Consider the following 23320-nt stretch of genomic DNA (forward strand, 5'->3'; position numbering starts at 1 on the left):
CGCATGTCCATTGATCGTAGCCTGCTGCTGGAAGGCGGCCCGGCCGGCGTCCTGCTCATCCACGGCCTCGGCGGCACGCCGGTGGAGATGCGCCAGGTGGCGCGCCGGCTCGCCGCCGCCGGCATGACCGTGCTGTGCTGCCAGCTCGCGGGCCATGGCGGCAGCGAGGACGAGCTTGCCGCGACCTCGTTCGAGGATTGGTATGCCAGCGCCGAGGCGGCCCTCGCCACGCTGGAGGCGCGATGCGCCTATGTGCTGGTCGGCGGCCTGTCCATGGGCGCGCTGCTGGCCGCGCTTCTGGCGGCGCGCGAGCCGCAGCGGGTGCGGGCGCTCATCATGCTCGCCCCGACCTTGCGATACGACGGCTGGTCGATCCCGCGCTATAGCTTCCTGCTGCGCCTGCTCATCAATACGCCCCTCGGCCGGCGCTATCGTTTCGTCGAGCGCGAACCCTATGGCCTGAAGGACGAGCGCACGCGCGGCATCGTCGCCCGCGCGCTGCGGCAGGGAAACGGGGATGCCGGCATCTTGGCGACACCCGCCCAGGCGCTGCGCCAGCTCTGGCGGCTCGTCGCGGCGCTGAAGCCGCTTTTGCCCCAGATCCGCCAGCCGGCCCTCATCGTCCATGCCCGCCACGACGATGTCGCGAGCCTCGACAATGCTTTCTTCCTCCAGCGCCGGCTGGGCGGGCCGGTGGAATCCCTGGTGCTGGAGGACAGCTATCATCTGGTGACGCTGGACCGTCAGCATCACCTCGTCACCGAAAAGGTGGCTGCCTTCGCGCAGGCCATCGTCGCGGCCCCGATGGCGCCGGCCGCCCGTTCGGCCGGTCCCCACCGGCAGACCCCGGCGATGCCTGCGAAAGCGGAGGTCGCCCATGTCGCATGAGGCGCTTCTTTCCCCCTGGCTTGCATCCGTGCCGCTCGCGGCATCCACCGTCACCGGCGGCACGATGCCGGGGATCCGGGCCATCGAGAAGGCGGACTGGGACGCGGACCGGCCGGGCGAGAGCGAAGGCTGGGCGTATCTGCGGACCTGCGAAATTGATCCGCCGCAGGCGATGGAGCTTGCGGCGGTGGCGGTGAACGATGGGCACGGCTTTGCCGCGGGAGCATGCCTTTTCACCCTGAAGTATCGCCTGGACACGCCGTTTCAGGACGGGGTCCTCGGGCGGGTCTGCGCGGCCATCGCGGCGCGGGCGCCGCGCCTCATGGAATGGCGGATGCTCGGCGTCGGCTCGCCCTTCACCGAGCGCTGCCCCATCTCCCTGCACCCGCGTGTTGCGCCGGGCGCACGCCAGCCGGTGGCCGCCGCATTGTGCCAAGCCGTGGAGGCGCAGGCGCGGCGGCAGAACGCGTCGCTGATCGCCTTCAAGGATATCGCCCCGCCGGATCTGGAGCGCTTCTCCCCGGCGCTGTCCGCCGCCGGCTATGTGGCCATCGAAAGCCTGCCGGTCGCGGTGCTCGATCTCGCCGGGTGCCGCGATCTCGACGCCTATCTCGCGCACCTCTCATCGGCGACCCGCAAGGATCTGCGCCGCAAGCTGCGACGGGCCGGCGAGGTGGATGTCGAGTGGCGCAGCTCGATCGCCGGGATCGAACACGAAATTGCCGCCCTCTACGACTCCACCCGCACCCGCAGCCACGTACGCTACGGCGATTTCGAGGAATTGCCCGGCGATTATTTTCCCCGCATCGCGGCGGCCCTCGGCGGGCAGGCGGTGTTCGCCTGCTATCGCGTGGACGGGGTGCTCGCGGCCTTCAACCTGCTGCTGGTGGAGGGTGATCGCGTCATCGACAAATTCCTCGGCATGGCCTATCCGCTCGGCCCCGATCACGATCTCTATGCCCTGAGCTGGATGGAGAACGTGCGCTTCTGCCAGCGCATCGGCCGCCGCTATCTCCAGACCGGACAGACCGCCTATGCCTCCAAGCTGCGGTTCGGCAGCACGCTGGAGCCGCGCGTGCATCTGGTGAAGCACCGCAATCGCGTGATCCACCAGGCGATCCGCCTGGCGGCGCCGCTGCTGGCGTTTCCCCGCTGGGACCCGGACCTGCGGCACGCGCGGGGAAGGCGCCGCCCATGAAGCGCTTGGCACCCTTGCCGCCCTCCGCCCTCCTGCTGTTCGCGACCTTCCTCGCCGCCGATACGGCGACCCAGATCGCGTTCAAGGCGAGCGCCGAGGCGATCGGCGATATTCCCCTCGGGGGCGCTTTCCTCGCGGCGGCCTGCGCCGCGCCGGCGGCTTGGATCGCGATCGCGCTTTACATCGTGACCTATGTGCTCTGGATGATGGTGCTCCAGGGGAGCACCTTGAGCCGCGCGTTCCCGCTGACCGCGCTGAGCTATGTCACGGTGCCGCTGGTGGCCTGGATGGCCTTCGGCGAGACGATTGATGCGCGCGCCTGCGCCGGCATCGTGCTGATCCTGCTCGGCGTCGCTCTCATCGGCGCAGAAGACGAGGCCGCGCCCGCACATCGCCCCGCCCCCGTTCTGGAGCATCGTTCATGCGTGGATTGATCGCCGCCGCCCTTCTTCTCGCCTCGGCTTGCGGCGCTGCTGCCGCGCCCGACATCTCCGGGGTCTGGCTCACCGACGATGGCGAGGCCGCTGTTGATCTGCATCTGTGCGGCACCACGCTGTGCGGGCATATTGTGTGGCTGAAGACACCCCGAGACGAGGCGGGCCTGCCCGTGCGCGACGAAGACAATGCCGATGAATCCCTGCGGAACCGGCCGTTGTGCGGCGTCGAGGTGATCGGCGGCCTCGCCCCGCAGGGCGAAAGCTGGGAGGGCGGCTGGATCTACGATCCCGAACGTGGCGCGCGCTATAGCGCCGCCATCCAGCGGAGCGGCAAGGAGGCCATTTCCGTCACCGGATTCGTGGGCGTGAAGGCGCTTGGGCGAACCCTGGTCTGGAGCCGCGCGCCCGCGGTCCTGCCGCGCTGCGACGGCGCTGCGGGCAAGGGCGAGCATTGAACCCGCCATGACGCAATGCCGGCAATCCGCATTCGCCTGGTGGTCCCGGCTGCCGCTGCGCCTGCGCCTCACCCTGTCGTTCCTACTGGTGAGCGTGCCTCCGGTGCTGATCGCGAGCTTCATCGCGGCGCAGGTGATCTCCGCCGCGTTCGAGAGCAATGTCGAGCAATGGATCGGCGAGATCGCGCATTTCCTCGCCAATGAGACGGCGGAGGGCAAGGAGGAGGCCCAGCACGCAACCGCGATCGTCGCCGCCGCCCTGTCGCGCCAGAGCAACGGCACCGAGACCGGCGGGGCCGATCCCATCGGCCCGTTCGCCGATCTGCTCGCCTCCGTGGGTTATGATTTCGTGCGTCTCTACACCGGGGACGGCAAGGTGCTGTTCTCGGCCGGAGACATCGAGCTGCTTCAGCCATTGCCGCGCGAACCCATCGCATCAATCTTTTTCGTCACGGAGCACGAACAGCCGGCCATGATGGTCGGGGCGGTGCAGGCGCTGCGGATTGGCGGGGTGGATGCCTTCCTGTTCGTCGCCAATGTGCTCGACGAACAATTCTTCAATGCGCCGCAAAGCATCCGGTCCCTGGATCTGCACCTGATCGAGGTGTCCGAGGACGGGCAATTGCGGGACCTCGCGCGCAGCGGGGGGCCCCCCTTCGAGGTGCCGCCCGATGTCCTGGCCGTGCTGCGCTCGGGTGCGGACAGCGCGTTGCTGCCCCATCGGGTCAACAACGGCTCGGCGGTGGCATTCGCCGCGTTGCGCGACGATCGCCAACGGCTCGTCGGCATTATCGCCTGCCGCCTCAACGGCGTGTCGGCGGCCTTAGAGCGCCTTGGAACCCTCTGGCTGTTCATCGCGCTGGCCGGCATCGCGGGCCTGCTCTCGCTGCTCGTGGGCATGGCGATGTCGCGCCGGCTCAGTGACCCGCTGCGCGCCCTCACGCGCGGCGTGCGCGCGGTGGCGGAGGGCGATTACCACACCCGCGTGCGCGAGGAGGGCGGGCGCGAGATCGAGGAACTCGCGATCGGCTTCAATGCCATGACCGCCCAGCTCGAGACCCTGCGCAACCTGGAGGCGGAGATGCGCCACCGCGCCCAGCTCGCCACCCTGGGCGAGGCGGCGGCGGTGATCGCCCACGAAATTCGCAATCCGCTCGGCATCATCAAGACCTCGACCGAGCTGGTGCGCCGCAAGACGCAGATGGCGCCGGGCGAGGACCGGCTGATGATGTTCGTGCTGGACGAGGTGAACCGCATCGAGCGCCTGGTTCGCGAACTGCTCGATTATGCCCGGCCGACGCAATGCCAGCATGTTCCCGTGGAACTGGTTTCGGATGTGGTGCGCCCGGTGCTCGGCTTTGCGGCGCCGGAACTGGAGCGGCGGCAGGTGACGCTGGCCGTGCGTCTGCCCGACATTCCGGTTCCCGTGATGGGCGACGCCGACCGGCTGCATCAGGCGCTGCTGAACCTGCTGCTGAACGCGGTGGAGGCCGCGCCGCAAGGGGGCCACATCATCGCGCGGGTCGCCCTGGAGAGCGACGGCGTGCGCATCGAGATCGAGGACAATGGTCCGGGCGTCGCACCCGAGATGCGCGACCGCGTGTTCGAGCCGTTCGTGACCAGCAAGGTAAATGGCACCGGCCTTGGACTGGCCAAGGTTCAGGCCACAGTGCAGGCGCACGCGGGAACCGTTGAGTATCGCGACGCGCCGTCCGGCGGCACGATCTTCACCATCCATCTGCCCCTGCACGCACAATGAGAAGGCCGAATGGCACCCAATATCCTTGTCGTCGATGACGAGATCCGCCTGGGCGAAGTGCTGGAAGCCGCGCTCGTGGAACGCGGCTTCGAGGCCGCGTCGGTGAACAGCGTCGATGCCGCGCTCGCTTATTGCAAGACCCATGCGGTGGACGTGGTGCTGAGCGATTTGCGGATGCCCGATCGAACCGGGCGGGACCTGCTCCATGCGCTGAAGGAGGGGCGTCCCGAACTGCCGGTCATCATCATGACCGCCTATGCGACGGTGCGCGGCGCGGTCGATCTCGTGAAGGACGGCGCGTTTGATTATGTCGCCAAGCCGTTCGAGCTGGACGATGTGGTCGCCACCATCGAACGCGCGCTGAAGATCCGCGCCGTGGTCAATGAGAATGCCCGCCTGCGCACCGAGCTGGAGGGGCGCTACAAGTTCGACAATCTGGTGGGCCGCAGCCCGCCGTTCGCCGAGGTGCTGCGGCAGGTCAGCGAGGTGGCGCAGAGCCGGGCGACGGTTCTGCTCCAGGGGGAAAGCGGCACCGGCAAGGAACTGGTCGCGCGCGCCATCCACTACAACAGCCCGCGCCGCGACCTGCCGTTCGTCGCGGTCAATTGCGCGGCGATCCCCGAAACGCTGATCGAGAGCGAATTGTTCGGCCATATCAAGGGGGCCTTCACGGGGGCGAGCGGAAGCCGCGACGGCCGGTTCACCGCCGCCGACCGGGGCACCCTGTTTCTCGACGAGATCGCCGACATGCCGCTGGCGGTGCAGGCCAAGGTGCTGCGCGCGATCCAGGAGCAATGCTTCGAGCCGCTCGGAAGCAGCAAGAGCGTGAAGGTGGACGTGCGCATCATCGCCGCCACCCACAAGGATCTGCATAAGCAGATCGCCAGCGGCGGGTTCCGTATGGATCTGTATTACCGCCTCGCGGTCTTCCCCATCACGCTGCCGCCGCTGCGCGAACGACGGGAAGATATCGCCCTTCTCGCCACGCATTTCCTGAACCAGGCGGCGCAGGACATGGGCAAGCGCATCACCGGGCTCAGCCCGGGCGCGATCGCCGCCATGACCCGGTATTCCTGGCCCGGCAACATCCGCGAATTGCAGAACAGCATGGAGCGCGCCGCCATCGTCGCGCGCGGCAGCGAGGTGGGGGAAAAGGACCTGCTGCTGTTCGGCCTCGAAGGCGGCTCCGGCGGGGACGTGCGCGCCCTGCCGTCCGATCTCGATGGGGAATTGGCGCGGATCGAGCGGGATTTCGTTCTCGAAGCGCTGAAGGAGGCGGGAGGGGTCCAGGCGCGTGCCGCCGAACGCCTGGGCATCACCGAGCGCAGCCTCTGGCATCGCATCAAGAAATTCGCAATCAAGGTGTCCCGTGTCGCTGAAAGCCCGGAATAATGGGCGCGCGCGGCGGCTGCGGCCGACCGCGCCGCTGCTCCTCGCCCTCGCCGTCGTCGTGGGCCGGCCGCCCATTGCCCGCGCGGGCGATGGGGAAGGGTCCGGCGCGGGCTGGATCGTTTCCATCGGCGGCACGCTGGCGAGCGCCCCGAGCTTTCCCGGCACATCCAAGGTGGGGCCCACCTTCATGCCGAGCTTCGACATTCGCCGCGCCGACGAACCCGTGACCTTCAGCGCTCCGGACGACGATTTTTCCGTGTCGATGCTGAGTTTTGGCGGCATCTCGCTCGGCCCGCTCGCGGCCCTGCGCGATTCCCGGCCGAACGGCGCCCTGCCGGGGCTGCCGGGCTATTCCTCCGCCATCGAACTCGGCGCGTTCGCCGAGTTCTGGCCCATCGACCATGTCATCCGCACGCGCGTCGAGCTGCGCCAGGGCGTGAACGGCGGCGACGGCCTCACCGGCACGCTGGCGATGGATCTCGTCCATACGATGGACAAGTTCACCTTCGCCATCGGCCCGCGTCTCAATCTGGCGGACGCCAATGCCATGCAGACCGAGTTCGGCGTCGGCGCGGTGACGGCGGCGCTCAATCCCACGCTGCCGGTCTATGAGGCGTCCGCGGGCGCGAAGTCGGCGGGCCTTGCGGGGTCGGTCAGCTATGAGGTGTCGCCCGAATGGACCGCCACCGTGTACGGCGGATACGATCGGCTGGTCGGGTCGGCGGCGGCGAGCCCGATCACCAAGCGCCTGGACGGGACCAACCAGATCACACTGGGCGTCGGCTTCGAGCGAGCGTTCCAGTTTCCATGAGCGGGGAGAGAATGGTTCCGGCGCGAGGGGCGCCTTGACATTTGCGCCCCGCCGCCGACCCTCGGCACCGTGGAGGACCCGATGAGCGATCGCCGGACAGACCGAAAGCAAGATGAACCCGCGCATCCGGTGATGAGCTGGGATCAGGTGGAGCGCGCGGCGAAGGATCTCGGCGCGGACAAGTTCCGCGTGTTCGGCGCCCATGAGGGCGAGCGCAAGGGCGAGGGCGGGGATGAGTCCACCGTTTGGTTCGGTGCCACCTTCCGCGACGAGGACGGCCAGCGGGTCGAAGTGATTTCCCCGCCGTTCGAGAACATCTCGGCCATGAGCTTCATCGAGGGATTCGACGGCGTCATCGCCCGTGCCTTCCTGGCGGAGCTGGCGGAGCGGATGCGCCGCGCCGCGGCGGTGCGGAAGTTTCGGGAAGAGGGCGGCGCGGGTGCGCCGGACGCGGCCAATTAGGCGCCGGGAGCGCGGCGCATTTTTCGAGCTGAAGCGGAACCATTTGGAGAAGCGGCCGTTCCTTCCCCATAGTCTCAGGGGGGAAACGGCCATTGAGCGCCATGATGGAGCACGTACCGCACCGAGATGACGTGCCCCGCACAATTCTGGTCGTCGAGGACGAGCCCCTGGTCCGGCTGGTCATCGCGGAAGCCTTGCGCGATCAGGGGTTTCGCGTTGTGGAAGCGGCGTCTGCGGACGAGGCGATCCTTGCGCTCTCCGCTGGGCTTGCGGTGGATCTGGTGTTCACCGATGTGCGCATGCCCGGTGCGGTCGACGGGCTCGCCTTGGCGAGCCGCCTGAAGCGCGAGCGGCCCGAACTTCCTGTTCTCATCACATCCGGCCATCTCGAGCGGCTGGAGGGCGCAGACACAACCGCCTTCATTCCCAAGCCCTATGTGCTCGGCGAAGCGGTCGCGCGCATTGCAGCGCTGCTGGATCCCTCATCAAAGGAGAATATATGAGCGAAGCAGGCCCATTGGTGGAAGAGCGCCCGCGCGTCATCGTGCTGGACGCCGATATCGTAGTGCGCCACGTGCTGGCCGAATATCTGCGCACCTGCGGCTATCAGGTCGCGGAGGCGGCGAGCGCGGATGAGGCGCTCGACCTGCTCGCCAATGCGGAGCAGCCCTTCGATGTGATGCTGGCCGATATTCTGGCCCCTGGCCGGCTCGTGGGCTTTGCCCTCGCCGCGTTCGTGCGCGAGAACCATCCGACGGTGGATGTCATTCTCGCCGGCACGCCCGCCAAGGCCGCGAACGAGGCCGCCGAGCTGTGCGACGAGGGGCCCCACCTCTCCCGCCCCTATGAGCCGCAATCGGTGGTCGAGCGCATCAAGCAGCTCATGGCGGCGCGCGCCCGCAATCGCTGAGGCGCATCGCCCGATCATTATTCCCAAACGTAAGGCACTGCGAAGGCGCGGTCCTCACTTCAGCGCGTATCGCACGCCGATGCGGAACTGATGGGCGTCGATCTCCTGCACGACCGGCGTGCTGGTTGGCGTGAATACGCCAGCCGGGGAAAGGCCCGGCGTGTCGATGGACAGATAGCGATAGCCGACATCGAGGCTGAGGCCCGGCGTGATGGCCCAGCTGACGCCGGCCGCCAGTTCCCAGGTGAACCGCCAATCCTGCGTATGGATGCCGCCCACCGCCAGGAACGGATCGCGCTCCAGCGACACGATGCCGAAGCCCAGGCCGCCGCCCACATAAGGTGTCAGGCCGTTCCAGGTGGCGATGTCCCAATAGGCGCTGGCGAGCGCGGTGGTGGCGGAGACCTGCACGCCGCCGCCGCTGGCCGCCGCATTGAACGGCGCCATGTAATCCATCGTGAAATCGGCGCGCAGGAAGGGCAGCAGGCGATAGCCAATGCCGCCGCCGAGGGTCCAGGCGTCCCCCTCGCTGCTCATCGGAAAGGCCAGGGCGCCGGTTCTTGTGGCGGCGGAGGCGGAGGCATAGCCCGTGTCGGCGCGGAAGTACCAGCCGGACGGGGCGTCGTCTTCCACCTCGGGGGCATTCAGCGTGAAATCGCCGGCCTTGCCGAGGAAGCCGGGCGGCAAATCGGCCGCCTGGCTCGCCGAAGTCTGGCTCGCGCAGGCCAGCAGCATCGTCGCGAGGGCGAGAAAAACGGGACGGGGGAAGGGCAGGGGCATCATGGCGAGGATCCGAACGGGGCGGGAGGTTTCCGCCCCGCGCCGTCAGACCTTCTCAGCAGATGCTTAAATGCCCGTTAACCCTAACAAATCTCTTTCACGCCCCGCGCGCCGGCCCCGCCGGCCAGAGCGCGCGCCTGCTCCATCAGGCGGCGACGCGCTTCAGGGCGTCGATCACCTCGTCCACCACGGTCTCCACCAGGTCGCGGTCGTCGCCCTCGCCCATGACGCGGATCACCGGTTCCGTGCCGGAGGGGCGAATCAGCAGCCGCCCATGATTGGCAAGCCGCCGCTCGGCATCGGCGATGGCCACCTGGACCTTCTCATTCTCCAGCGGGGCGCCGGACTGATAGCGCACATTCTTGAGAATCTGCGGCAAGGGGTCGAAGCGATGGCAGATTTCCGAGGCCGGCCGTTCCTTGCCAGCCACCACCGCCAGCACCTGGAGCGCCGCCACCAGCCCGTCGCCGGTGGTGGAATAATCCGAAAGGATGATGTGGCCGGATTGCTCGCCGCCCACATTATAGCCGTCGGACAGCATGCGCTCGAGCACATACCGGTCGCCCACGGAGGTGCGGGCGAGGCTGAGGCCGATATCCATGAGATGCCGCTCAAGCCCGAGATTGGACATCACCGTCGCCACGATGCCGTTGCGCGAGAGGCGGCCGTCGGCCTTGAAGCTCTCGGCCACCACGGCCATGATCTGGTCGCCGTCGATGATATGGCCCTTCTCGTCCACCATCAGCACGCGGTCCGCATCCCCGTCGAGGGCGATGCCGATGTCGGCGCGCACTTCGCGCACCTTGGCGGAGAGGGCGGCGGGCGAGGTGGAGCCCACGTCGCGATTGATGTTGATGCCATCGGGCTCGGCGCCGATGGCGATCACGTCCGCGCCCAATTCCCACAGCGCCTCGGGGGCGACGCGATAGGCGGCGCCGTTGGCGCAATCCACCACCACCCGCAGCCCCTCGAACGACTGGCCGCGCGGCAGGGTGCGCTTGGCATATTCGATATAGCGGGCATGCACGCCCTCCAGCCGCCGGGCGCGGCCGATCTCGGTGGGCTTGGCGAGCTTGCGCGACATGTCGCCGTCGATCAGCTCCTCGATGTCCAGCTCGATGGCGTCGGAGAGCTTGAAGCCGTCGGGTCCGAACAGCTTGATGCCGTTGTCGTCGAACAGATTGTGCGAGGCCGAGATCATCACCCCGAGATCGGCGCGCATGGAGCGCGTGAGCATGCCCACCGCCGGCGTCGGCATGGGGCCCAGCAGCAGCACGTCGAGGCCGACCGAGGTGAAGCCCGCCACCAGCGCATTCTCGATCATATAGCCGGACAGGCGGGTGTCCTTGCCGATCACCACCCGGTGGCGGTGCTCGCCGCGGCGGAAGGTGAGCCCTGCCGCCATGCCCACCCGCAGGGCGAGATCCGCCGTCAGGGTGGCATTGGCTCTGCCGCGCACGCCATCCGTGCCGAAATACTTGCGTGCCATACTATCGGACCCCCGCACCCTGGATTTGTGACGGTCTGTCGCCGGGAGGCGGCGGAGAAGCGGCGGGGGGTCGCGCTTCGTCCGTACCAAGCCAGGCGCCAAACCAAATTCGCGCAGCAATCGCCGCCATGTAGCATGGCAGCGCCTTACGGCGGGTCAATTTTTATGAGCGCAGGTGACAATCCCCGGCTCAATGGGGCGAACCGGCGCCGGGCGGGCCAAACGCGCATAGCGCGGACAAACACGCGACTTGCGATTGCCCGATCCGGTGCGCGGGTGCTACCGCTGGACCCTGTGTTTTCTCCCGGAGTGTCCCGCCCGTGCCTGCACCGACCCTCGATGTGCTCACCATCGGCAATGCGATCGTCGACGTCATCGCCCGCGCCGAGGAGGATTTCCTCCTCGCTCAGACGATGCCCAAGGGCTCCATGACGCTGATCGACGAGGCCCGCGCCGAACAGCTCTATGGCGCGATGGGGCCGGGCGTCGAGGTGTCCGGCGGCTCGGCGGCCAATACGGCGGCGGGCGTCGCCTCGTTCGGCGCGCGCGCCGGCTTCGTCGGGCTGGTGCGGCAGGACGGGCTCGGCACCGTGTTCGCCCACGACATCCGCGCTGCCGGCGTCGCCTATGCCACCCCCGCCGCCGGCGAGGGCCCGGCCACCGCGCGCTGCCTGATCCTGGTGACACCGGACGGCGAGCGCACCATGAACACCTATCTCGGCGCGGCGCAGAACCTCACCCCCGCCCAGATCGACCCGGCCGTGGTGGCGAGCGCCGGCATCACTTATCTGGAAGGCTATCTGTGGGATCCGCCGGCGGCGAAGCAGGCGTTCCTGACGGCCGCCGAGATTGCCCACGGGGCCGGCCGGCAGGTCGCGCTCAGCCTGTCGGATGCGTTCTGCGTCGATCGCTACCGCGCCGAATTCCTCGATCTGCTGCGCTCCGGCGTGGTGGACCTCGTGTTCTGCAACGAGGCCGAGGTGAAGTCGCTCTATGAGACCGCCGAGGTGGATGCCGCGCTGGTGCAATTGCGCCGCGATGCCCGCCAGGCGGTGGTGACGCGCAGCGAGAAGGGCGCGGTGTTCCTCACCGCCGATGCCACCGTCACCGTTCCCGCCCATCCCGTGGCCGAGGTGGTGGACACCACCGGCGCGGGCGACCTGTTCGCGGCGGGCTTCCTGTTCGGCCATGCCACCGGGCGCGATCCGGCCACCGCGTTGCGCCTCGGCGCGCTGGCGGCGAGCGAGGTCATCTCCCATCTCGGCGCGCGGCCGCAGAAGGATCTGATCGCTTTGGCGCAAGAGGGCGGCCTGCTGAAGTGAGCGAACTCGTCGCGCAGGAAGACGGCGCCACCCGCGCGCTGCGCCAGATCGACGGCGGGGCGCGCACCTTGCTGGTGCTCGGCGGCGCCGGAACCGGCAAGACCACCTTCCTGCACGAATTGCGCAAGATGCCCCGTGGGCGCCAGGTGTTCCTGGCGCCCACCGGCGTCGCCGCCCTGCAATTGGGCGGGCAGACCATCCATTCCTTCTTCGGCATTCCCCCGCGCATCCTCAATCCCGACGAGGTGAAGCCGCGCGTGCAGGTGCGCCGCCTGCTGAAGAAGCTGGACCGCGTCATCATCGACGAAATCTCCATGGTGCGGGCCGACCTGCTGGACACGGTGGACCGCGCGCTGCGCATCTCGCGCGACAATTCCGAGCCGTTCGGCGGCGTGCAGATGGTGCTGGTGGGCGATTTCCTGCAATTGCCGCCGGTGGTGCCGCTGGCCGAGCAGGACATGCTCGCGCGCATGGGCTACGAGGGGCCGTTCGCGTTCCATGCCAAGGCGCTGGCGGAGCAGGAGCTGGCCCGCGCGCCGTTCCTCACCGTGCACCGCCAGAGCGACCGGGCGTTCATTTCCCATCTCGCCAACCTGCGCCGGGGCGAGCGCATGCGCGAGACGCTGGAGGCCATCAACGCCGCCTGCGTGCGGGCGCACCGGCCGGGCGTGCAGCCGGTTCTGCTCACCCCCACCAATGCGCGGGCGGATGCCTATAACCAGCGCGGCCTCGCCAATCTGGCCGGGGAGGCGCGCGAGTTCGCAGGCGTGCTGAAGGGCGAGTTCGGCCTGGAGGGCGACCGCCTGCCGGTGCCGGAACGGCTCGTTCTCAAGCCCGGCGCGCGGGTCATGACCTTGCGTAATGACCCCGCACGCCGCTGGGTCAACGGCTCGGTGGGCACGGTGGTCGGCATCGGCGCCCACAGCGCCATGGTGCGGCTCGACAGCGGGTCCACGGCGGAGATCGAGAGCTTCACCTGGGAGCGCATCCGCTATGGGTGGGACGAGCCCTCCGGCCGCATCGACGTGCAGGTGGTGGGCGCCTATACCCAGCTTCCGCTAGTCCCCGCCTGGGCCATGACCATGCACAAGGCCCAGGGCCTGACGCTGGAAGACGTGCGCATTGATTTCGACAATGGCGCGTTCGCCGCCGGGCAGGCCTATGTGGCGCTCTCGCGCGCGCGCTCGCTGGAAGGCATGTCGCTGGTGCGCGAGATCCGCCCCTCCGATATCCGGGTGGACCGGCGCGTCGCCGCCTTCATGGCGGCGTTCGAAGCGGGCGAAATGTAGCAGCTCACGCGCGCGGGCTGGTCCTGCAAGCCCCACGCAAGCTTCCTGCGCAAGGCTCGGCTTACCGTTCCAAAACCGGCGTGGCCCCGATCGAAAGCGGGACGCGGATCGGCCGGCAGCGGCGAGGTGATGCCATGACCACGATTTCCAGCTTGGGATCCGAACACGGCGGCGCGCACCTGGATGTGGCGAAGGTCCGTCGCGTCGCGCTTCATGCCGTCGAGGTTTCCGTGAATGCCGGCAATATCGCCGATGCCCAGCGCATCCTCGCGCGCATGGCCGAGGACATGCGCGCCGCCGCCAGCGCTCCGAGCGTCGCGGCCGACCCTGCGCCCGCCGAGACCAATCCCTATCGGCCGGTGATGAAGGCGGACCTGTCCGAGGTCGGCTCGAGCGCCCATTCCACGCGCGAAAAATAAGTCTGCGGCCCGCGCCGCGCTCGCCCTTGCCGCCCGTCAGGACCACGCCATGACCATCGACCTCGGTTCCACCTATGCGACCTATCGCTATCTGTCGAAGGACATGGCCAATACGCTGAAGGCGCAGGCGAAGGACCCGCAGGTGGCGCGCGAGACCGCCTATTTCCAGGCCAATATCGGCAAGGTGAAGAGCGCCGACGATCTGATCAAAAACTACCGGCTGTTCAATTATGCCATGACCGCCTATGGCCTCTCCGACATGACCTATGCCAAGGGCTTCATGCGCAAGGTGCTGGACAGCGACCTTTCCGACAAGAACAGCTTCGCCAACAAGTTGAACGATCAGCGCTTCACCCAGTTGGCCAAGATGTTCGCCTTCAAGACTTTGGGCGCCGCCACCACTTCCACCCAGGCGCTTCAGCAGACGGTGATGGCGAAATATGCCCAGCAATCGCTGGAGGACACCGCCGGCCAGAGCGACCAGGGCGTGAAGCTCGCGCTCTATTTCAAGCGCATGGCGCCGACCGTGACCTCGGCCTATGGGCTGCTCGGCGATACCGCATTGTGGCAGGTGTGCAAGACCGTGTTCGGCTTTCCCGACGCCATGGCCAATGCGGACATCGCCAAGCAGGCGGAGGCGGTCAAGTCGCGGCTCAACATCGCCGATCTGAAGGACCCCGCGAAGGTGGACAAGCTGCTCCAGCGTTTCGCCGTGACGTGGGACGTGACCAATAACAGCCAATCCAGCCCGGTGCTGGTTCTGTTCGATTCCGGCATCAATCAATCGGTCAGCAGCGGCACCAGCTCTGGCCTGCTCAATCTGAGATACGGCGGCTAGGACCGGTCGAGATTCATGGCTTCGACGCCATTGCAGAAGCATCGTCATGCACGGGCTCGACCCGTGCATCCACGCGGCACCGCCGGCCCCGGCGTTTCAAGGCCCGCGCGGGCGGGGAGGCGTGGGTGGCCGGGACGAGCCCGGCCATGACGACCGGTCAAAGAAAGACATTAGCGCGCACCTTACGGCAGGCGTTTCGGCGGCGGGCCGGAATCCTCGGCCGGAATTCGCCAGAAAAGGCGCTTTTATCGTCCGAAAGGGTGCGGAAAAGAGGGGTGTCACCCCTGTTCGTCTTCGCCAAGTCATTGTTTCACGTGAAACATTTCGGCGCAAACCAGGTTGGAAGGCGCCGCCGGGCGGAAATTCCGGCGGCCCCGTTTTATCGTCAGCGCGTGTCTGCGGACCCGCCCCGTCGCGGTTCAGGACAGGCGCTCGACCGCCATGGCGGTTGCTTCCCCGCCGCCGATGCACAGCGAGGCGATGCCGCGCTTGAGATCGTATTTTTCCAGCGCCGCCAGCAATGTCACCAGCACCCGCGCCCCGGACGCGCCGATGGGATGGCCGAGCGCGCAGGCGCCGCCGTGGACATTCACCTTCTCATGGGGCAGGCCGAGGTCGTGCATGGCCGCCATGGCCACCACCGCGAACGCCTCGTTCACCTCGAACAGGTCCACGTCCTCCAGGTCCCAGCCGGTGCGCGCGCTCAAAGTCCGCATGGCGCCGATGGGAGCGGTGGGAAACAGGTTCGGCGCCTGGGCATGGGTGGCATGGCCGCGAATGGCCGCGAGCGGGGTGAGGCCGCGCTTTTCCGCCTGCGACAACCGCATCATCACGAGCGCCGCGGCGCCGTCCGAGATGGAGGAGGAATTCGCCGCCGTCACCGTGCCGCCCTCGCGGAAGGCGGGCTTCAGGGTCGGGATCTTGTCCATCTTGGCCTTGGGCGGCTGCTCGTCCGCGCTCACCACCCGCTCGGCCTTGCCCGACTTGACGGTGACGGGCACGATCTCCTTGACGAAGCTGCCGTTCGCGATCGCCTTCTGGGCGCGCTCCAGGGAGGCGATGGCGAAATCGTCCTGTGCCTTGCGAGTGAATTGGAACGCCTCCGCGCAATCCTCGGCGAAGGTGCCCATGAGGCGGCCCTTGTCATAGGCATCCTCCAGGCCGTCGAGGAACATGTGGTCCAGCACCTTGCCGTGGCCCATGCGATAGCCGGAACGGGCGCGGTCCAGCAGATAGGGGGCGTTGGTCATGCTCTCCATGCCCCCCGCGACCGCGACCTCGGCGCTGCCGGCGGTCAGCAGGTCATGGGCGAACATGGCGGCCTTCATGCCGGAGCCGCACATTTTGTTGACGGTGGTGGCCCCCGCCGAAAGCGGCAGCCCGGCGCCGATGGCGGCCTGGCGCGCCGGCGCCTGGCCCTGGCCGGCCGGCAGCACGCAGCCGAACACCACTTCCTCGACTGCGTCGGGCGCAAGGCCCGCGCGCTCCAGGGCGGCGGCGATGGCGGCTGCGCCCAGCTGCGGCGCGGTCATGTCCTTGAGATCGCCCTGGAAACCGCCCATGGGCGTGCGGGCGGCGGAAACGATGACGATGGGGTCGTGGGTGCTCATGGTTTCGTGCTCCCTCAGCGCGGCGGCATCCGCAAGGCGCCGTCCAGGCGAATGACTTCGCCGTTCAGCATGGTGTTTTCGCAAATGTGCTGGACCAGCGCCGCATATTCCGGCGGCCGGCCAAGGCGGGAGGGGAAGGGCACGCTCTTGCCGAGCGCGTCCTGGATCTCCTGCGACATCCCCGCCATCATCGGCGTTTCGAAAATGCCCGGCGCGATGGTCACGACCCGGATGCCGAGCCGCGCCAGTTCGCGGGCGATGGGCAAGGTCAGGCCGATCACCCCGGCCTTGGAGGCGGCATAGGCCGCCTGGCCGATTTGCCCGTCATAGGCGGCGATCGAGGCGGTGTTGACGATCACCCCGCGCTCGCCATCGGCCTGCGGCGCCTCCTTGGCGATGGCATCCGCCGCCAGGCGGATCATGTTGAAGGTGCCGATCAGGTTGATGTTCACCGCGCGGGCGAAGCTGTCCAGGCGGTGCGGGCCCTCGCGCCCCACCACCTTCTCGCCCGGCGCGATGCCGGCGCAGTTCACGAGCCCATGGAAATGGCCGAACGCCTCCAGCGCGAGCGCCACCGCCGCCTGTCCGTCGGCCTCCTGGGTCACGTCGGTGCGGGCGAAGCGGGCGCTTTCGCCCAGCTCCTGCGCCACCGCCTCACCCCCCGCCGCATTGATATCGGCGATGACCACCTTCGCCCCGCCGGCGACCAGATGGCGCGCCACGGCGGCGCCGAGGCCGGAGCCGGCGCCGGTGATGAGAAAGACCTTGTCCTTGATCTGCATGGTTCAGCTTCCGCCCGGCTGCGCGCTTGTTGACTGAAAACGCAGGGGAAACCGGCGTCCGCATCCGCGCAGAGGCGAAAGGGGTGTCCCGGGGCTTTCTCCCTGTGCCGCGTTCTTGTTGTCCTGCACGGCGTTTCAACGGTGCGACTTAACGCCGGGATGATATGGCAATCCATGCCCGGCTCGGCATAAAATGTTGATCGGTTTTGCAACGAGGACGCCCGTGCCGGGATCGGTTTCTGAAAATGACGCCGGCCGGCGCATGATCTCGCCCGGCTTTGTGGAGGATGCGCTGGCCTGCGTGCGGGCGCGGGGCTTGGCCACCGCGCCGCTGCTCGCCGCCGCCGCTCTGCCCGAAACGGTGCGCGAGCCCGTCTCCGCCGAGCAATATGGCGTGTTGTGGCGTGCGATCGCGGTGGCGCTCGACGATGAATACCTCGGCCTCGGCCTGCGCCCCCTGCGGCCGGGCAGCTTCGCCTTGCTGTGCCAGTGCGTGCTGCACACCGGAACCCTGGATCAGGCCCTGCGGCGGACGCTGCGCTTCCTCAACGTGATGCTGGAGGAGCCGGCGGGAGAATTGGGGGTTCATGACGGGCAGGCGCAGATCGTCCTGCGCGAGCGGGGGCCGGCGCGTTCGGCCTTTGCCTATCGCACCTATTGGATCATCCTGCACGGCATCGCCTGCTGGCTCGTGGGGCGGCGGATCTCCTTGCGGCTGGTGGATTTCCGCTGTGGCGAGCCGGACCGTGGCGCGGAATATCGCCAATTCTTCGGCGCGCCGGTCGCATTCGGCCAAAGCGTCAGCCGGCTCGCCTTCGACGCGGAGTTCCTGCGCCTGCCGGTGATCCGCGACGAGAAGGCGCTGCGGGAGTTTCTCCAGCGCGCCCCGGCCAATATCCTGGTGCGCTATCGCCATGATGCCGGGCTCGCGGCCGGGGTGCGCCGTCGCCTGCGCGCCGTCGCGCCGGCCCATTGGCCGCGGTTCGAGGACATGGCCCGGCAGATGCGGCTGCCCGCTTCCACCCTGCGCCGCCGCCTGCGGGAGGAGGGGCAGAGCTATCAATCCATCAAGGACGAGATCCGTCGCGACAGTGCCATGATCCTGCTGGCGGAGGGCGCCCGGCCGGTGGCGGAGATCGCCGAGGCCCTGGGCTTTGCCGAGCCGAGCGCCTTTCACCGCGCCTTCCGCAAATGGACGGCGCTGAGCCCCGCCACCTTCCGCAGAAGTCGGGCAGGGGGCGGCAACCCCTGATCCGGCCGTTTATTCTTCTCATCGGTGGTGCTGGGAAATGCCCTGCAAGTCTTCGCGGGACGTTCATCTGCGTGACATGCTGAAGCGCCAATAATCCGCCCGCCGGAAACGGCATCGGAATTCTGCGCGTGATACGAAGTATCATTCGCGCGCATCCATAGGGCGGGGGCGATTCATCACATGAAACCGAATTGGCTTGCAATGCTTGCGCTGGCGATCACCCCGAGCGTTGCCGCGCTGCCCGCCGCCGCCTTGGCGCAAAGCGGCGATAGCCTTTACAAGGGCGTCAGCAAGGACAATGCGCAGATCTATCCCATTGATCGCGCGCTTCTGCTCTCCGGCAGCGTGTTCGACTTCAAGGTCGAACTGCCGATGGTGACCAAGCTCGAGGACGTGAAAATCCTCGTGAATGGCGAGGACTACAAGAGCGCGTTCGGCAAGGCGCCGACCTTCGTCGAGAAGGAAAACGGCGACGGCCCCTCCTCGGTCGTCATCAAGGGCGTGTCGCTGAAGACCCCGGGCGTCTATAAGGTCGAGGCCTCGGTTGGCGATTTCCACGATAGCGTGACGTGGGAAGTGTTCGGCACCCCCGCCACCGCCAAGGCGAAGAACGTTATCTTCCTGCTGGGCGATGGCATGGCCGTTTCCATGCGCACCGCCGCGCGGATCATGTCGCTGGGCAATACTCAGGGCAAGGCCAACGGCAAGCTGAACATGGACCACCTGCCGGCCATGGCCTTCATCGGGACCTCTTCCACCGATTCCATCGCGGCCGACAGCGCCAACACCATGTCCGCCTTCATGACCGGCCAGAAGAGCGCGGTGAACGCGCTCGGCGTCTATGCCAGCCGGGCCAAGGGCTCGCTCGATCAGCCGCGCCAGGAAACCATCGCCGAGGTGATCCGCCGCAAGGCGCCCGGCAAGGTGATCGGCGTCGTCTCCAATGCCGAGATCGAGGATGCCACGCCGGCCGCCGTCGTCTCCCATACCCGCCGCCGCGCCGACAAGGCCGAGATCGTCGGCATGTTCTTCGACGTGAAGCCGGAAGTCATCCTGGGCGGCGGCTCGGCCTATTTCCTGCCGAAGACCACGCCCGGTTCCAAGCGCAAGGACGATATCGACTATATCGCCAAGTTCCGCGACGCCGGCTACGGCTTCGCCGCCACCAAGGACGAACTGGCGGCGGCCGCCAAGGGCAACAATTCGGGCAAGCTGCTCGGCCTGTTCCACACTGGGAACATGGACGGCACGCTGGACCAGAAGTTTCTCAAGAAGGGCACCGTGGGCAAGTTTCCCAACCAGCCCGACGTGCCGGACATGATGGTCGCCGCGCTGGATATCTTGTCCAAAAATCCGGAAGGCTTCTTCCTCATGGTGGAAGGCGCCGAGATCGACAAGAACGAGCATCCGCTCGACTGGGAGCGCGCCGTGTTCGAGACCATCACCTTCGACAAGGCGGTGGGGATCGCGATGGAGTTCGCCAAGACCCATCCCGACACGCTCATCGTCGTGACCGCCGACCATACCCACGGCGCCTCGCTCATCGGCACCATCGACGACGACAAGCCGGGCACCGAGATGCGCGAGAAGGTTGGCACCTATCACGATGCCGGCTTCCCCAATTATGAGGACAAGGACGGGGACGGATATCCCGACCGGATCGACGTGTCCCGCCGCCTCGCCATCTTCGCCAATAATTTCCCGGATTATTACGAGACCTTCCGTCCCAAGCTCGACGGCCAGAACGTGCCGGCGGTGAAGAATGAGAAGGGCGAGTATGTGGCCAACGAGGCCTATAAGAACGTGCCGGGCGCCGTGCTGCGCATCGGCAATATTCCCAAGAACGAAGACACCGCCGTGCATGCCGTGGACGACGTGGTGCTTCAGGCGCAGGGGCCGGGCTCGGAAAACATCCATGGCTACATGGAGAATACCGAGATCTTCCGCGTGATCGCGGAGGCGATGGCCCTGGGCGAGGCCCAGCAGCGCGCCGAGGCTGCCAAATAAGCGTGCAGATAAAACAAGCGAGCAGTTAAACGCGGCGCTGTCGCCGCTCGGGCCGCGGCCGGGAGGGATTGCCCCTTCCGGCCTTTGGCATCGCAGGACGCAGTGGCATGACCAAGCTGATTTCGCCCCCGCCGCTCTCCCGGCGCCGCTTGCTGCGCGTGCTGGCCGGTGCCGCGGGCTGCGCGGCCCCGTGGGGTGGCGCGCTCACGGGCGCGACCCTGAATGGCATGATCGCCCAGGCCGGCGAGGTTCTGGATTTTGACGAGCTTTATGCCAAGGTTACGGTGCTCGGCCTGGAATTCTCCGAAAAGGTCAAGCAGGCCAAGGGCAGGCCCATGACCATGCGGGGCTATATGGCGCCGCCGCTGAAGGCCGAGGCGAAATTCTTCGTCCTTACCAAGATCCCCATGTCGATCTGCCCCTTCTGTTCCTCCGATTCCGATTGGCCGGACGACATCGTGGTCGTTTACCTGCGCGATCGTCAGACCTTCGTTCAATATAACGCGCCGATCGAAGTTTCCGGCACGCTGGACGTGGGCTCCTGGATTGATCCTGAAACCGGGTTCGTCAGCCAATTGCGCCTGACCAACGCGCGCTTCCAGCCGGTGTGACCATGCCGGACCTTTCCCTGGAGGCGGTCCGCGTCTCCTTTCCCGGTCTTGCGGCACCCGCGCTGGACATTCCGGCCTTACACGTCGCCGCCGGCACCCGCATGGCGGTGACGGGGCCGTCGGGTGCGGGCAAAACCACATTGATCAATCTCATCGTGGGCCTCGCCCGCCCCGACAGCGGCCGCATCGCATGGGGCGAGACCGATCTCGCCCGCCTCGGCGAAGCCGGGCGCGACCGTTTCCGTGCCGCCCATGTGGGCCTCGTGATGCAGAATTTCCATTTGTTCCCTGGTCTTAGCGCGCTGGAAAACGTGCTTCTGCCGGCCCGCTTCTGGCGCCCGCGATTAGACCCGGCGCTGAGAGCGCGCGGGCTCTCCTTATTGGAGCGGGTGGGGGTGCGGCGGCCCCGGCAGAAGGTTGAGACGCTCTCGCGGGGCGAGATGCAGCGCGTGGCGGTGGCGCGAGCGGCGCTGATGAGCCCTGGCGTGCTGGTGGCGGACGAACCCACAGCCAGCCTCGATGCCGACGCTGGCACCGCCGTAGCGGAGCTGCTTTGCGAACTCGCGAAGGAGCAGAGCGCGACCTTGATCGTGGTGACGCACGATGCCCGCCTGGTGGCGCGCATGGCGCGGCATCTCACCTTGGTGGATGGCCGCATCGTCGCCGACGTTCCTGTGGTTCGCGCGCATGGTGGGGCGGAGGCGGCGGAATGATCCCGTTCGGTTTCATCCTCGCAGATCTGCGCCGGTTGTGGCTGGGCGCGCTCGCCATCGTGCTGCTGATCGCGGTCGCCACCGCTCTAGGCATGGCGGTTCAATTGCAGGAGCGCGCGCTCCGTCTCGGTTCGGCGCGGGCGGCGGACCGGTTTGATATCGTGGTGGGCGCGGCGGGTAGCGAGACGCAGCTCGTTCTTTCCGCGGTGTTTCTGCAAGCCGCGCCGCTGCCGCTGATGGACGGGAGCGTGCTGAAGGCGCTCGCCGAGGATCCGCGCGTCGCCTATGCCGCGCCGGTGGGCTTCGGCGACAGTTTCGAGGGCCAGCCCATCGTCGGCACCATCGCCGCGTTCGCCCTGGAGGCCGGTGGCGGAGCTTTGAGCGAGGGGCAGGTCTTCGACGCGCTGGACGAGGCGGTGGTGGGTGCGCGCGTGCCATTGGCGCTCGGCGCCATCATAAAGCCCATGCATGGCTTGCCGGGGGAGGGCGGGCACACCCATTCGGAAATCGCCTATCACGTTGTCGGCCGCATGGCGCCCACCGGGACGCCATGGGACCGCGCGATCCTGGTGCCCATAGAGGCCGTATGGCGCCTGCATGGCATGGGCGATGCGCATGCCTGGCCGCGCCGCGTGGAAGGAGAAGCAGAACATTCCCATGAGCTTGAGGGCACTTCCGCTCATCTCGGTTCACCTTGGCCCCAGGCCGTGCCGGGCGTGCCGGCGGTGATCGTGAAGGCGCGGACCATCGCCGATGCCTATCGGTTGCGTGCGCAATATCGCAAGTCGCCGACGCTTGCCGTCTTCCCCGCCGAAGTGCTGGTGCGGCTCTATGGAACCCTCGGGGATGCGCGGCTTCTGCTCGGCGGCATCGCGCTCGGGGCACAGGCGCTGGTGATCGTTGCGGTGATGCTGGTGAGCGCGGTTCACCTCGCCCAGCGGCGCGCGCAGATCGCGGCGTTGCGGGCGCTCGGCGCGCCACGGCGGGCGATTTTTACCCTGGTGTGGAGCGAGGTGATGGCCCTGGTCGGGGTGGGCGCGATGCTTGGAATGGCCCTGGGCTTCCTCGCCGCACGGATGGTCGCGACCCAGCTGACGCGCCAGAGCGGAATCGTCCTGCCCGTAGAGTTTGCGTCCGACGATCTGGCCTTCGTCGCCATCATGCTGACGGTGGCGGCGCTGGCGGCTTTGGTGCCGGCGATGATGGCCTATCGCCAGCCTGCAACCCTCGGACTTTCGGCCTGAAGCCTGGCTGTCGCGTGTCGGAGTGAGAAAAGGGGCTTCCTGGCGCGGCTGAATTTTAGCCGGAACACGGGGCCGGGGAGGGCGTTGAAAAGGCTGGGGCTGACAATTGGCACAGCAACAGGAGTGAACCATGGCCAACGATATGCGTGGCGGTTCGGGAAACTTCGCCAATGATCCTCAAAAGGCTTCGGACGCAGGCAAGAAGGGCGGGCAGAACAGTCCCGGCAACTTCGCCAACAATCCGCAGCGTGCCGCCGAAGCCGGCCAGAAGGGCGGCGAGCACCGCCAGCAGAGCCAGTCCGGCGGCGGTTCGGACGGCCGCCAGCAGGGCGATCAACACCGCAGCGGCAATTTCGCGGATGATCCCAAGCGCGCGTCGGAGGCTGGACACAAGGGTGGCCAGCGCTGACCACGATCTGATCTCCACAGGAGGCCCGCCCGTAAGGGCGGGCTTCTTGCTTTCATGCCTTTTCAAAGCATTATGGCGGCAAATTAACGTTTCGTTTAAATTACGTAAAATCGTGTAAAATATGCAACAATCCATTCATCTTGCGTGATATTCACTTCCATCATATCCCTTGTCGTGCCGCGCGTGCCGCTCACCTATGGTGAGGGGCTTCGCTGGCCGCCCCGGCTCCGGCATCATGGGGCG

The 23320-nt window shown here is 67.4% G+C and carries 24 protein-coding genes; 20 read left to right on the forward strand and 4 right to left on the reverse strand.

Going from position 1 to position 23320, the window contains the following annotated elements; all coding sequences use genetic code 11:
• Positions 1–3: 3 nt before the first annotated feature.
• The 10 genes from V5F78_RS04140 (at position 4) to V5F78_RS04185 (ending at position 8312) form a co-directional block, all read left to right on the forward strand.
• Complete coding sequence (locus V5F78_RS04140; RefSeq protein ID WP_394066297.1) at positions 4–888, forward strand: alpha/beta hydrolase; 885 nt, start codon at positions 4–6, stop codon at positions 886–888.
• Positions 878–2086: a GNAT family N-acetyltransferase gene (locus V5F78_RS04145; protein WP_394066295.1), complete on the forward strand. Its 1209-nt coding sequence runs from the start codon at positions 878–880 to the stop codon at positions 2084–2086. The genes V5F78_RS04140 and V5F78_RS04145 overlap by 11 nt, the downstream gene beginning before the upstream one ends.
• Entirely contained in the window at positions 2083–2520 is a 438-nt protein-coding gene (locus V5F78_RS04150; RefSeq protein WP_394066293.1) for an EamA family transporter, read from the forward strand. Before V5F78_RS04145 ends, V5F78_RS04150 begins: the two co-directional genes overlap by 4 nt.
• Entirely contained in the window at positions 2508–2978 is a 471-nt protein-coding gene (locus tag V5F78_RS04155; protein ID WP_394066292.1) for a DUF2147 domain-containing protein, read from the forward strand. Before V5F78_RS04150 ends, V5F78_RS04155 begins: the two co-directional genes overlap by 13 nt.
• Positions 2979–2985: 7 nt before the next feature.
• Positions 2986–4737 carry a sensor histidine kinase gene (locus V5F78_RS04160; protein WP_394066290.1) on the forward strand — a complete coding sequence of 584 codons (1752 nt, stop codon included), beginning with the start codon at positions 2986–2988 and terminating at the stop codon, positions 4735–4737.
• Between the two features lie 9 nt (positions 4738–4746).
• The gene (locus tag V5F78_RS04165; protein ID WP_394066288.1) at positions 4747–6129 is read left to right on the forward strand and encodes a sigma-54-dependent transcriptional regulator; all 1383 of its coding nucleotides are present in this window, start codon (positions 4747–4749) and stop codon (positions 6127–6129) included.
• Positions 6107–6940, forward strand: coding sequence for a MipA/OmpV family protein (locus V5F78_RS04170; RefSeq protein WP_394066286.1), 834 nt, complete (start codon positions 6107–6109; stop codon positions 6938–6940). Before V5F78_RS04165 ends, V5F78_RS04170 begins: the two co-directional genes overlap by 23 nt.
• Before the next feature lie 81 nt (positions 6941–7021).
• Positions 7022–7402 (forward strand): hypothetical protein, encoded by a 381-nt coding sequence (locus V5F78_RS04175; RefSeq protein ID WP_394066285.1) that lies wholly within the window; start codon positions 7022–7024, stop codon positions 7400–7402.
• 131 nt (positions 7403–7533) lie between these two features.
• Positions 7534–7905, forward strand: coding sequence for a response regulator (locus tag V5F78_RS04180; protein WP_394066283.1), 372 nt, complete (start codon positions 7534–7536; stop codon positions 7903–7905).
• On the forward strand, positions 7902–8312 hold the full coding sequence (locus tag V5F78_RS04185) for a response regulator (RefSeq protein ID WP_394066281.1): 411 nt from the start codon (positions 7902–7904) through the stop codon (positions 8310–8312). Before V5F78_RS04180 ends, V5F78_RS04185 begins: the two co-directional genes overlap by 4 nt.
• Before the next feature lie 54 nt (positions 8313–8366).
• Here V5F78_RS04185 and V5F78_RS04190 read toward each other — a convergent pair whose 3' ends face one another.
• Positions 8367–9095 carry an outer membrane protein gene (locus V5F78_RS04190; RefSeq protein ID WP_394066279.1) on the reverse strand — a complete coding sequence of 243 codons (729 nt, stop codon included), beginning with the start codon at positions 9093–9095 and terminating at the stop codon, positions 8367–8369.
• Between the two features lie 142 nt (positions 9096–9237).
• Positions 9238–10581, reverse strand: a complete 1344-nt coding sequence (glmM, locus tag V5F78_RS04195; protein ID WP_394066277.1) for a phosphoglucosamine mutase — start codon at positions 10579–10581, stop codon at positions 9238–9240.
• Positions 10582–10901: 320 nt separating this feature from the next.
• Between glmM and V5F78_RS04200 the strand changes: the two genes are divergently transcribed.
• From V5F78_RS04200 to V5F78_RS04215, 4 genes are all read left to right on the forward strand, one after another.
• Positions 10902–11903 (forward strand): adenosine kinase, encoded by a 1002-nt coding sequence (locus tag V5F78_RS04200; RefSeq protein WP_394066276.1) that lies wholly within the window; start codon positions 10902–10904, stop codon positions 11901–11903.
• A complete protein-coding gene (locus V5F78_RS04205; protein WP_394066274.1) occupies positions 11900–13192 on the forward strand; it encodes an ATP-dependent DNA helicase in 1293 nt (430 codons plus the stop codon). Before V5F78_RS04200 ends, V5F78_RS04205 begins: the two co-directional genes overlap by 4 nt.
• Positions 13193–13326: 134 nt before the next feature.
• A complete protein-coding gene (locus tag V5F78_RS04210; protein ID WP_394066272.1) occupies positions 13327–13611 on the forward strand; it encodes a hypothetical protein in 285 nt (94 codons plus the stop codon).
• Positions 13612–13660: 49 nt separating this feature from the next.
• Positions 13661–14449: a DUF1217 domain-containing protein gene (locus V5F78_RS04215; protein ID WP_394066270.1), complete on the forward strand. Its 789-nt coding sequence runs from the start codon at positions 13661–13663 to the stop codon at positions 14447–14449.
• Positions 14450–14868: 419 nt separating this feature from the next.
• On the opposite strand, the gene V5F78_RS04220 is transcribed toward V5F78_RS04215, so the two are convergent.
• Positions 14869–16059: an acetyl-CoA C-acetyltransferase gene (locus V5F78_RS04220; protein WP_394066268.1), complete on the reverse strand. Its 1191-nt coding sequence runs from the start codon at positions 16057–16059 to the stop codon at positions 14869–14871.
• A gap of 14 nt (positions 16060–16073) precedes the next feature.
• Positions 16074–16841 carry a 3-hydroxyacyl-CoA dehydrogenase gene (locus V5F78_RS04225; RefSeq protein ID WP_394066266.1) on the reverse strand — a complete coding sequence of 256 codons (768 nt, stop codon included), beginning with the start codon at positions 16839–16841 and terminating at the stop codon, positions 16074–16076.
• Between the two features lie 262 nt (positions 16842–17103).
• On the opposite strand from V5F78_RS04225, the gene V5F78_RS04230 reads away from it, so the two are divergent.
• From V5F78_RS04230 to V5F78_RS04255, 6 genes are all read left to right on the forward strand, one after another.
• Positions 17104–18093, forward strand: a complete 990-nt coding sequence (locus V5F78_RS04230; protein WP_394066878.1) for an AraC family transcriptional regulator — start codon at positions 17104–17106, stop codon at positions 18091–18093.
• 180 nt (positions 18094–18273) lie between these two features.
• Entirely contained in the window at positions 18274–20100 is a 1827-nt protein-coding gene (locus V5F78_RS04235) for an alkaline phosphatase (protein WP_394066264.1), read from the forward strand.
• Between the two features lie 107 nt (positions 20101–20207).
• Positions 20208–20711, forward strand: a complete 504-nt coding sequence (locus tag V5F78_RS04240; protein WP_394066262.1) for a hypothetical protein — start codon at positions 20208–20210, stop codon at positions 20709–20711.
• Positions 20712–20713: 2 nt separating this feature from the next.
• The gene (locus V5F78_RS04245) at positions 20714–21424 is read left to right on the forward strand and encodes an ABC transporter ATP-binding protein (protein WP_394066260.1); all 711 of its coding nucleotides are present in this window, start codon (positions 20714–20716) and stop codon (positions 21422–21424) included.
• A complete protein-coding gene (locus V5F78_RS04250) occupies positions 21421–22668 on the forward strand; it encodes an FtsX-like permease family protein (protein WP_394066258.1) in 1248 nt (415 codons plus the stop codon). The genes V5F78_RS04245 and V5F78_RS04250 overlap by 4 nt, the downstream gene beginning before the upstream one ends.
• 130 nt (positions 22669–22798) lie before the next feature.
• Positions 22799–23077, forward strand: coding sequence for a con-10 family general stress protein (locus tag V5F78_RS04255; RefSeq protein WP_394066256.1), 279 nt, complete (start codon positions 22799–22801; stop codon positions 23075–23077).
• Positions 23078–23320 lie beyond the last annotated feature (243 nt).

Source organism: Roseixanthobacter glucoisosaccharinicivorans (assembly GCF_043195095.2).
GTDB lineage: Bacteria > Pseudomonadota > Alphaproteobacteria > Rhizobiales > Xanthobacteraceae > NCEH01.

Bases quoted from the DNA above. Each gene is read 5' to 3' on its own strand.
- V5F78_RS04220 (WP_394066268.1), bottom strand. From the start codon at position 16,059: ATGAGCACCCACGACCCCATCGTCATCGTTTCCGCCGCCCGCACGCCC.
- V5F78_RS04245 (WP_394066260.1), top strand. From the start codon at position 20,714: ATGCCGGACCTTTCCCTGGAGGCGGTCCGCGTCTCCTTTCCCGGTCTT.
- V5F78_RS04250 (WP_394066258.1), top strand. From the start codon at position 21,421: ATGATCCCGTTCGGTTTCATCCTCGCAGATCTGCGCCGGTTGTGGCTG.
- V5F78_RS04160 (WP_394066290.1), top strand. From the start codon at position 2,986: ATGACGCAATGCCGGCAATCCGCATTCGCCTGGTGGTCCCGGCTGCCG.
- V5F78_RS04145 (WP_394066295.1), top strand. From the start codon at position 878: ATGTCGCATGAGGCGCTTCTTTCCCCCTGGCTTGCATCCGTGCCGCTC.
- glmM (WP_394066277.1), bottom strand. From the start codon at position 10,581: ATGGCACGCAAGTATTTCGGCACGGATGGCGTGCGCGGCAGAGCCAAT.
- V5F78_RS04255 (WP_394066256.1), top strand. From the start codon at position 22,799: ATGGCCAACGATATGCGTGGCGGTTCGGGAAACTTCGCCAATGATCCT.
- V5F78_RS04185 (WP_394066281.1), top strand. From the start codon at position 7,902: ATGAGCGAAGCAGGCCCATTGGTGGAAGAGCGCCCGCGCGTCATCGTG.
- V5F78_RS04210 (WP_394066272.1), top strand. From the start codon at position 13,327: ATGACCACGATTTCCAGCTTGGGATCCGAACACGGCGGCGCGCACCTG.
- V5F78_RS04165 (WP_394066288.1), top strand. From the start codon at position 4,747: ATGGCACCCAATATCCTTGTCGTCGATGACGAGATCCGCCTGGGCGAA.
- V5F78_RS04240 (WP_394066262.1), top strand. From the start codon at position 20,208: ATGACCAAGCTGATTTCGCCCCCGCCGCTCTCCCGGCGCCGCTTGCTG.
- V5F78_RS04155 (WP_394066292.1), top strand. From the start codon at position 2,508: ATGCGTGGATTGATCGCCGCCGCCCTTCTTCTCGCCTCGGCTTGCGGC.
- V5F78_RS04235 (WP_394066264.1), top strand. From the start codon at position 18,274: ATGAAACCGAATTGGCTTGCAATGCTTGCGCTGGCGATCACCCCGAGC.
- V5F78_RS04175 (WP_394066285.1), top strand. From the start codon at position 7,022: ATGAGCGATCGCCGGACAGACCGAAAGCAAGATGAACCCGCGCATCCG.
- V5F78_RS04140 (WP_394066297.1), top strand. From the start codon at position 4: ATGTCCATTGATCGTAGCCTGCTGCTGGAAGGCGGCCCGGCCGGCGTC.
- V5F78_RS04150 (WP_394066293.1), top strand. From the start codon at position 2,083: ATGAAGCGCTTGGCACCCTTGCCGCCCTCCGCCCTCCTGCTGTTCGCG.
- V5F78_RS04225 (WP_394066266.1), bottom strand. From the start codon at position 16,841: ATGCAGATCAAGGACAAGGTCTTTCTCATCACCGGCGCCGGCTCCGGC.
- V5F78_RS04230 (WP_394066878.1), top strand. From the start codon at position 17,104: ATGATCTCGCCCGGCTTTGTGGAGGATGCGCTGGCCTGCGTGCGGGCG.
- V5F78_RS04215 (WP_394066270.1), top strand. From the start codon at position 13,661: ATGACCATCGACCTCGGTTCCACCTATGCGACCTATCGCTATCTGTCG.
- V5F78_RS04190 (WP_394066279.1), bottom strand. From the start codon at position 9,095: ATGATGCCCCTGCCCTTCCCCCGTCCCGTTTTTCTCGCCCTCGCGACG.